Source organism: Yoonia sp., from assembly GCF_046292185.1.
Classification (GTDB): domain Bacteria; phylum Pseudomonadota; class Alphaproteobacteria; order Rhodobacterales; family Rhodobacteraceae; genus Yoonia.
Map to the genome: position 1 here is coordinate 26,103 of NZ_JBKBQY010000031.1, position 7,980 is coordinate 34,082.

General features: G+C 59.1%; 8 protein-coding genes and 1 pseudogene. 8 read left to right on the forward strand and 1 reads right to left on the reverse strand.

The window, feature by feature from the left end; translation table 11 throughout:
- Positions 1-14: 14 nt before the first annotated feature.
- The 4 genes and pseudogenes from ACK4TM_RS07855 to ACK4TM_RS07870 all read left to right on the forward strand — a co-directional run bounded on the left by ACK4TM_RS07855 (position 15) and on the right by ACK4TM_RS07870 (position 2,295).
- A pseudogene (locus tag ACK4TM_RS07855) lies at positions 15-735 on the forward strand (double zinc ribbon domain-containing protein).
- Between the two features lie 32 nt (positions 736-767).
- Complete coding sequence (gene grxC, locus ACK4TM_RS07860) at positions 768-1,025, forward strand: glutaredoxin 3 (RefSeq protein WP_409699304.1); 258 nt, start codon at positions 768-770, stop codon at positions 1,023-1,025.
- Positions 1,022-1,852, forward strand: coding sequence for a carbon-nitrogen hydrolase family protein (locus ACK4TM_RS07865; RefSeq protein WP_409699307.1), 831 nt, complete (start codon positions 1,022-1,024; stop codon positions 1,850-1,852). Before grxC ends, ACK4TM_RS07865 begins: the two co-directional genes overlap by 4 nt.
- Positions 1,852-2,295, forward strand: coding sequence for a MarR family winged helix-turn-helix transcriptional regulator (locus ACK4TM_RS07870; RefSeq protein WP_409699310.1), 444 nt, complete (start codon positions 1,852-1,854; stop codon positions 2,293-2,295). Before ACK4TM_RS07865 ends, ACK4TM_RS07870 begins: the two co-directional genes overlap by 1 nt.
- On the opposite strand, the gene ubiG is transcribed toward ACK4TM_RS07870, so the two are convergent.
- Positions 2,292-3,032 carry a bifunctional 2-polyprenyl-6-hydroxyphenol methylase/3-demethylubiquinol 3-O-methyltransferase UbiG gene (gene ubiG / locus ACK4TM_RS07875; protein WP_409699313.1) on the reverse strand — a complete coding sequence of 247 codons (741 nt, stop codon included), beginning with the start codon at positions 3,030-3,032 and terminating at the stop codon, positions 2,292-2,294. The genes ACK4TM_RS07870 and ubiG overlap by 4 nt on opposite strands.
- 63 nt (positions 3,033-3,095) lie before the next feature.
- Here ubiG and pip point away from each other — a divergent pair, with 63 nt between their 5' ends.
- The 4 genes from pip to ACK4TM_RS07895 form a co-directional block, all read left to right on the forward strand.
- Positions 3,096-4,091: a prolyl aminopeptidase gene (gene pip / locus ACK4TM_RS07880; protein WP_409699316.1), complete on the forward strand. Its 996-nt coding sequence runs from the start codon at positions 3,096-3,098 to the stop codon at positions 4,089-4,091.
- A gap of 57 nt (positions 4,092-4,148) precedes the next feature.
- Positions 4,149-5,141: an ABC transporter permease gene (locus tag ACK4TM_RS07885; protein ID WP_409699319.1), complete on the forward strand. Its 993-nt coding sequence runs from the start codon at positions 4,149-4,151 to the stop codon at positions 5,139-5,141.
- Positions 5,141-6,337, forward strand: coding sequence for an ABC transporter permease (locus tag ACK4TM_RS07890; protein WP_409699328.1), 1,197 nt, complete (start codon positions 5,141-5,143; stop codon positions 6,335-6,337). The genes ACK4TM_RS07885 and ACK4TM_RS07890 overlap by 1 nt, the downstream gene beginning before the upstream one ends.
- Before the next feature lies 1 nt (position 6,338).
- On the forward strand, positions 6,339-7,980 hold a 1,642-nt coding region (locus tag ACK4TM_RS07895; RefSeq protein ID WP_409699322.1), incomplete at its 3' end, for an ABC transporter ATP-binding protein.

Below are 7,980 nucleotides of genomic sequence, written 5' to 3' on the forward strand. Positions count from 1 at the left end.
TGTAGGGTGCAATCATGCGGATGCAAAGCATCATCAAAGCAATCTACCCCGCGCAATGCGTCGCATGCGATGCGCTGACAGAGGTGGAAAACGGACTGTGCGGCGCGTGCTGGCGCGAAACCCAGTTCATCGATGGCACGATCTGCGACACCTGCGGGGTGCCTTTGCCGGGCGAGTATGACGGTCCGTTTGCAATGCGACGATTGCATGGCGATCGCGCGGCCGTGGGACAGGGGGCGTGCCGTTCTGGTCTATGCGGGGATCGGGCGCAAAATGGTGCTGGGGCTGAAACATGGGGACCGCACCGACTTGGCGCAGCCTGCGGGAATCTGGATGGCGCGGCTGACGCAGTCGCTGATCCGGTCTGACACGGTGATCGTGCCGGTGCCTTTGCACTGGGTGCGTCTGTTGCGACGGAGATATAACCAATCGGCCCTGCTGGCGCAGTCCTTGGGGCGACAGATGAAAAAGCCCGTCTGCGTCGATGCCCTGTTGCGCCCGCGCAGGACCGCATCTCTCGAAGGGCACAGCCGCGACGCCCGGTTTGCCGTGCTGTCCGGCGCCATCCGCGTCAATGCCAAGCGGATGGCGCAAATCAGGGGAAAACCGATACTTCTGGTCGATGATGTGATGACCTCCGGCGCCACGCTTGCGGCTTGTTCAGAGGCTCTTTTGGACGCGGGCGCTGCAAATGTGTCGATGATAACACTGGCACGGGTCGTCAAAGATGCCTAAGTCACGCATGATCCCGCCAAAGGAGCGCTGTCATGCAAAACGTCGAAATCTATACCAAACCGACCTGCGGTTTCTGCCATATGGCCAAACGTATTCTGGCATCCAAGGACGTCAGCTTTACCGAGGTGGACATCACGGCCCAGCCGGATAAACGCGCCGAGATGATCCAGCGCGCCAAAGGCGGCAGCACTGTTCCGCAGATTTTCATTGGCGGGAAACATATCGGTGGCTGCGATGATCTGATGATGCTGGACCGGCAGGGCAAGCTGGACGCTTTGTTGTCGGCATGAAGGCGGGGCTGCTTCAGCTGACGTCGGGCGACGATCCGGTCGCCAATCTGGCCATGACGCGTGACCTGATTGCGCAGGCGGTGGCACAAGGTGCGGGGTTTGTGCTAACACCAGAGGTCACCAATTGCGTCTCTCAGGACCGCGGGCATCAGCAAGCGGTGCTGCAGATGGAAAGCTATGACATCACGCTGGCGGGCCTGCGTGAAACGGCGCGCGACCATGCGATCTGGCTGTCAGTCGGATCGCTGGCGATCAAGACGCCGGATGCTGACGGGCGTTTCGCGAACCGGTCTTTTCTGATCAGTCCGGCGGGCGATGTCGTGGCGCGCTATGACAAGATACATATGTTCGACGTGGATGTGTCTGCCACGGAAACTTTCCGCGAATCGGCAGGGTATCGGCCCGGCACGCGCGCTGTGCTGGCGACGACTCCTTTTGCCAAGATCGGGTTGACGATCTGCTATGATGTACGTTTTCCCTATCTCCACCGCGCTTTGGCCCATGCCGGTGCAGAGGTTTTGCTGGTCCCCGCCGCCTTTTCACCTGTGACCGGGGCGGCGCATTGGGAACCCTTGCTGCGTGCGCGGGCCATTGAAACAGGGTGTTATGTTCTTGCATCGGCGCAAACCGGGGAACATGGCGTCAGCAAAGGCAAGCTGCGCCAGACCTATGGTCACGCGATGGCAATCTCTCCCTGGGGCGAAGTTTTGGTCGATATGGGAACCGAAACAGGTGTCGCCATTGTTGATCTCGACCTTGCGAAAGTGGCAAAGTCCCGGCAGCGCATTCCTGCGCTGACCCATGACCGCCCCTTTGAAGGACCCTGATGGCCGACGCCGCGACCAGCCTTGCCGTAACATTGTTCAGTGAAATTCTGGCAGTGGATCAGCTTGCCCGGCATTCCGTGGCCAAGGTCCTGCCAAAAGGCATGGAGTTGTCGCACTTCTCTGTCTTGAATCACCTTGCGCATACGGGCGCTGAACGGTCGCCCGCACAATTGGCCAAGACGTTCCACCTGACGCGCGGTGCAATGACCAACACCCTGCACAAGCTGCAATGGGCGGGCTGGGTTCATATCCGGCCCGATTGGGACGATGCACGGCGCAAGATGGTGTCGATCAGCCCATCGGGGCTTGCGGCGCGCGACGCTGCGATTGCCGCCATCGCGCCGGTGATCGCCGAAGCTGTCGTCAAAGTTGGCGAGGAAAAGGTCCGCATCGCCTTGCCCGTGCTGCGTGAAATGCGCCTCAAGCTGGGCCAGATCGACTAATCCTTGATTGCTGCCGTGACGTAATTGACTGACAGATCACGGTCGCTGATCGACCAGTCAAACCGCAGTGGGTTGAACACATAGCCTTTGCGGTCGACAGGCTTCAGTCCGGACTTTTCCAGCAGCGCGAATAATTCGTCGGGGGTGATGAACTTGGACCATTCATGGGTGCCTTTGGGCAGCCAGCGCATCACCCATTCCGCGCCGATGATCGCCATGGCGAAAGATTTGGGATTGCGGTTGATCGTCGAACACAGATGCAATCCGCCCGGTTTCAGGAGTTGCTGGCAGGCCGTCAGATAACCCAAGGGGTCGGCCACATGTTCGACCACTTCCATGTTCAGCACGATATCGAATTGTTCGCCGGCTTCTGCCATCGCTTCGGCTGTGGTATGGCGGTAGTCGATATCAAGGCCGGATTGCGCCGCATGCACCTGTGCAACCGGAATATTGCGTTCTGCCGCATCCGCACCCACGACCGTAGCACCAAGTCGTGCCATCGGTTCGCAAAGCAACCCGCCGCCGCAACCGATATCAAGCAAACGTAGCCCGGCAAAGGGCGCAGGTGCTTGCAGATCGCGCCCGAATTCTGCGGCAATCTGGCGCGTGATGTAATCGAGCCGGACCAGGTTCATCATGTGCAAAGGCTTGAATTTTCCGTTCAGGTCCCACCATTCGGCGGCCATCGCCTCGAATTTGGCGATCTCGGACGGGTCGACGGTGTTGGTGGTGGACATTTTGTGGCTCCGGTCGTGACAGTGGACATGGTTTATGGTTTCAAATCGCGATATAGGATGAAAATGGACAAAGTCGTAGGACAAAACCGCCAAGGTGCCCACCTTTATCCCCCCGTTGATCCGTTCGATCAGCGGATGCTGGATGTGGGCGATGGGCACCGCCTGTATGTCGAACAATGCGGCAATCCGCATGGCATTCCCGTTGTGGTGCTGCATGGTGGCCCCGGTGGCGGTTGTAGCCCGGCGATGCGCCGCTATTTTGATCCGTCAGTTTTTCGCATCGTGCTGTTTGATCAACGCGGCTGCGGCAGATCGCGCCCGCATGCCAGCGTTGAGGCGAACACCACATGGCATCTGGTCGCCGATATCGACCTGATCCGAAAGACTTTGGGCATCGACCGCTGGATTGTCTTTGGCGGGTCATGGGGGGCGACACTGGCGCTGATCTATGCGCAGGCGCATCCCGTGCAGGTCGCGGCGTTGACCTTGCGGGGCGTGTTCCTGATGACCCAACCGGAACTGGACTGGTTCTATGGCGGCGGCGCGGGCAAATTCTGGCCCGACCTTTGGGCACGGTTTTCGGGGATGATCCCGGCGGATGAACACCACGATCTGATCGGCGCCTATCACCGGCGGCTGTTTTCGGGCGATCTGAATCTGGAAACCCGCTTTGCCCGCGCTTGGGCATCATGGGAAAACGCGCTGGCGGCGATGGACAGCGACGGTCTGACCGGCGAAAGCCCGGCGGATTACGCGCGCGCCTTTGCCCGTCTGGAAAACCATTATTTCCACAATGCCGGGTTTCTGAGCGCGGATCAGCAAATCCTGCATCCCGCGCAAATGGCAAAGATCGCGGATATCCCCGGGATCATCGTGCAGGGTCGATATGACATGATCTGCCCGCCGGTTTCGGCCTACACGCTGGCGCGGGGCTGGCCCAAGGCGCGGCTGGCGATGATCGGGCGCGCGGGGCATGCATTGTCCGAGCCGGGCATAACTGCTGAATTGATGCGCAGTATGGATGTTCTGGGCGCGCAGCGGTCGGTGCTGGGCCTTTAAGCTTTACAGTTGCGGATCAGAGGGTAAGCTTGTTCAAGTAAAACGAGGAATTGACGGTTGAGCAACGTCCTGACGATTATTTTGCAGCGGCTTGCACTTGGTTTTCTGACATTGCTGATTGTTTCAGTGGTCATTTTCGTGGCGGTGAACCTGCTGCCCGGCGACTTTGCGCAATCTATCCTTGGCCAGGGTGCCACGCCGCAATCCGTGGCCGCGATCCGGCAGGATCTGGGTCTGGATCAGCCGATGGTCACGCGCTATTTCAACTGGCTTGGTGGTGCATTGCAGGGCGATTTCGGCAACAGTTTCGCGCAGGCGAGTTTCGCCAATTTCACCGGCAGCGCATCTGGCGCAGGCAGCGTTGCGCAGCAGATCGCGCCACGTTTCGCCAATACGATGTTCCTTGCCGCGGTCAGTGCCGCCATCGCCGTGCCTTTCGCGATTATTTTGGGGGTGCTGGCAGCGCTTTACCGCAATTCCGTGTTTGACCGGGCGACCAACATCTTTACGCTTTCGTCGATTTCAAGCCCTGAATTCTTTCTCGCCTATGTTCTGATCCTGTTTCTGGCGGTGCTGAACCCGATCCTGCCATCGGTGTCAAATATCTTTTCGGGGATGTCATTCGGCGAAAGGCTGGAAAAAACACTGCTGCCGGCCCTGACGCTGACGTTGGTCGTGACGGCGCATATGATGCGGATGACACGGGCCGCGATCATCAACCTTCTCGCCTCGCCCTATATCGAGATGGCGCGGCTGAAAGGCCTGTCGCCGATGCGCGTGATCGTCCGTCACGCGTTGCCCAATGCGCTGGCCCCTATCATCAACGTTGTGGCAATCAATCTGGCCTATCTGATCACCGGTGTCGTCGTCGTCGAGGTGGTCTTTGTCTATCCCGGTATCGGCCAATTGTTCGTCGATAGCGTGAAATTCCGTGATATTCCGGTGGTACAGGCCTGCTGCCTGATCTTTGCAACGGCATATATCCTGCTGAACCTCACCGCCGATGTGATGTCGATCCTGTCCAACCCAAGGCTGAGGCATCCCAAATGATCATCTGGTTTGCTGCCGCCCTGATAGGTTGCGCCGCTCTGGCATGGGGGTTCCGTTATGCCGGGCAGCTTGCCACCGGTCGCGCGCCGGTTTTTCGGGATATGCCTTTCAGCGTTGCCTATGGCTATATCCTTGCCGCGGCGCTGCTGGTCTGGCTGGTCTGGGCCTATAAGCAGGGGCACAGTGCCGATCCGCTGGTCGCCAACAAGTTCTTTTTTCTGCGGATCGCGGTTGAAGGGTTCATCATTTTTGCTATCGCGGCATTTCTGTTCCGGCTGTTGGGCCGCCATGTCGGTACGAACCAGACTAAGAGGCTGTTTCGCGCCATGCCGCTGACTGCCGCGTTTGGAATCATGATCATCCTGATCTATGTTTTCGTGGCTGTCTTTGCCGGGGTGCTAGCCCCTTATGGACAGGCAGAGATCATTCGCGGCGTTGCCGCCAACATCATGCCGGGCGGTGATATCGCGATGGGTGGCAATCCCGACTTCCCGTTGGGCACCGACCAGATCGGACGTGATATCCTCAGCCGGTTGATTTACGGTGCGCAGAACACTGTCGGTATCGCCTTTGTGACGACGGTGATCGCCTTTCTGCTGGGCGGCAGCATGGGTTTTCTGGCGGCGACGCTGGGTGGCTGGCTGGATCAGTTGCTGTCGCGCATGGTCGATGTGCTGATGGCGATCCCTTCGCTGATCTTTGCGCTGCTCTTGATGACCATCGCCAGCGTCTGGGCCCCCCGCCTTGGCATTCCGCAGACATATTTCATGGTCCTGATCATTGCCGTGATCGACAGCACGCGCGTTTACCGGCTGGCGCGTGCCGTTGGGCAGAACATCGTCGTGATGGATTATATCGAGGCGGCAAAGCTGCGCGGTGAGGGCCTGGGTTATCTGATGTTCAAGGAAATCCTGCCCAATGCCACAGCGCCGCTGCTGGCTGAATTCGGGCTGCGGTTCTGTTTTGTCTTCCTGACCATCGCGTCGCTGTCTTTCCTTGGCGTCGGTATCCAGCCACCCCTAGCCGATTGGGGCACGATGGTGCGCGATCTTGGTGGGTTCGTGAATTTCGCGCAATTCGCGCCCATGACGGCGACGCCGCCCCTGCTTGCCGCTGGTGCAATTGCCCTGCTGGCGGTGGCGGTGAATTTCGTGGTCGACTGGGCGTTGCATAAATCATCGGGGTTGAAGGACTGACATGACACAAGACCCCCTGCTGAAAATTCGCGGAATCCGGATTGACGGGCGCAGTGACGAAAACTGGACCCCAATCATCAAAGGCGTGAACCTGACCTTGCAGCGCGGGCAGGTCATGGGGCTGATCGGTGAATCCGGAGCGGGCAAATCCACGCTGGGGCTGGCTGCGATGGGCTATACCCGCGATGGCGTGCGGATCAGCGGCGGAACGGTTGAATTTGACGGGGTCGATCTGGTGAAAGCCTCTGCCGCAGTCAAGCGTGACCTGTTGGGCAAGCGTATCGCCTATGTCGCGCAATCGGCGGCGGCGAGTTTCAACCCGTCGCACCGCCTGATCGACCAACACGTCGAAGCCCCGGTGCAACACGGCATCGCGGGACGCAAGGACAGTGCCGAGGATGGCATCGCGCTTTATCGCAAACTGCGCCTGCCCAATCCCGAGGAGATCGGATTTCGCTATCCGCACCAGGTGTCCGGCGGGCAATTGCAGCGCGCCATGACCGCAATGGCGATGTCCTGCCGTCCCGATCTGATCATTTTCGATGAACCGACAACCGCGCTGGATGTCACCACGCAGATCGAGGTGTTGTCCGCGATCCGCAATATCGTCGCGCAATACAACACGGCGGCGATCTATATCACTCACGATCTGGCGGTCGTCGCGCAGATGGCCGACCGGATCAAGGTGCTTCTGAAGGGTGAAGAGGTGGAAACCGCCGAAACCCGCGTCATGCTGAAAGCACCAACACAGGAATATACCAAATCGCTTTGGGCGGTCCGTAGTTTTGAACGGCCTGCCAAACCCGCCGTGCAAACCGGCGCGGTGCCTTTGGTCAGCGTTCGGGATGTCGATGCGGCCTACGGCAAGGAAAAGGTCCTGCATGATGTCAGTTTCGACATGCATGCAGGGCGAACCGTCGCCGTCGTCGGCGAAAGCGGTTCCGGCAAATCGACGACGGCGCGCTGTATCACGGGCCTTTTGCCACCCTCTGCCGGGCAGATCCTGTTTGACGGCAAGCCACTGCCCGCCGACTACCGCAAGCGCAGCAAGGACCAGCTGCGTCAGATCCAGATGATCTATCAGATGGCCGACACCGCGCTGAACCCGCGCATGGCGATCGGCCAGATCATTGCGCGTCCCGTGCAGTTCTACCTTGGCCTGACCGGCAAGGCAAAACGCAGCAGGGTGGATGCGTTGCTGGAACAGATCGAACTGGAACCTTCTGAATATTACAACCGCCTGCCATCCGAATTGTCCGGTGGGCAGAAACAGCGGATCGGGATTGCCCGCGCTTTGGCGGCTGAACCGCGTTTCATCATCTGTGACGAAGTGACATCCGCATTGGACCAATTGGTCGCCGAAGGCATCCTGCGGCTTTTGGCACGGTTGCAGGACGAGCTGTCATTGTCGTATATGTTCATCACACATGATCTGGCGACGGTGAAAGCCATCGCTGACGAAGTGGTCGTCATGAAAGACGGCCGCGTGGTCGAACAAGGACCCAAGGACGAAATGTTCAGCCCGCCACACCACGCCTATACGGATTTGTTGCTGTCATCGGTGCCGGAAATGGACCCTGACTGGCTGAGCAATCTGCTGGCGGAACGCGGTGTGGATAATATCGGCGATGCAGCCGTCAATA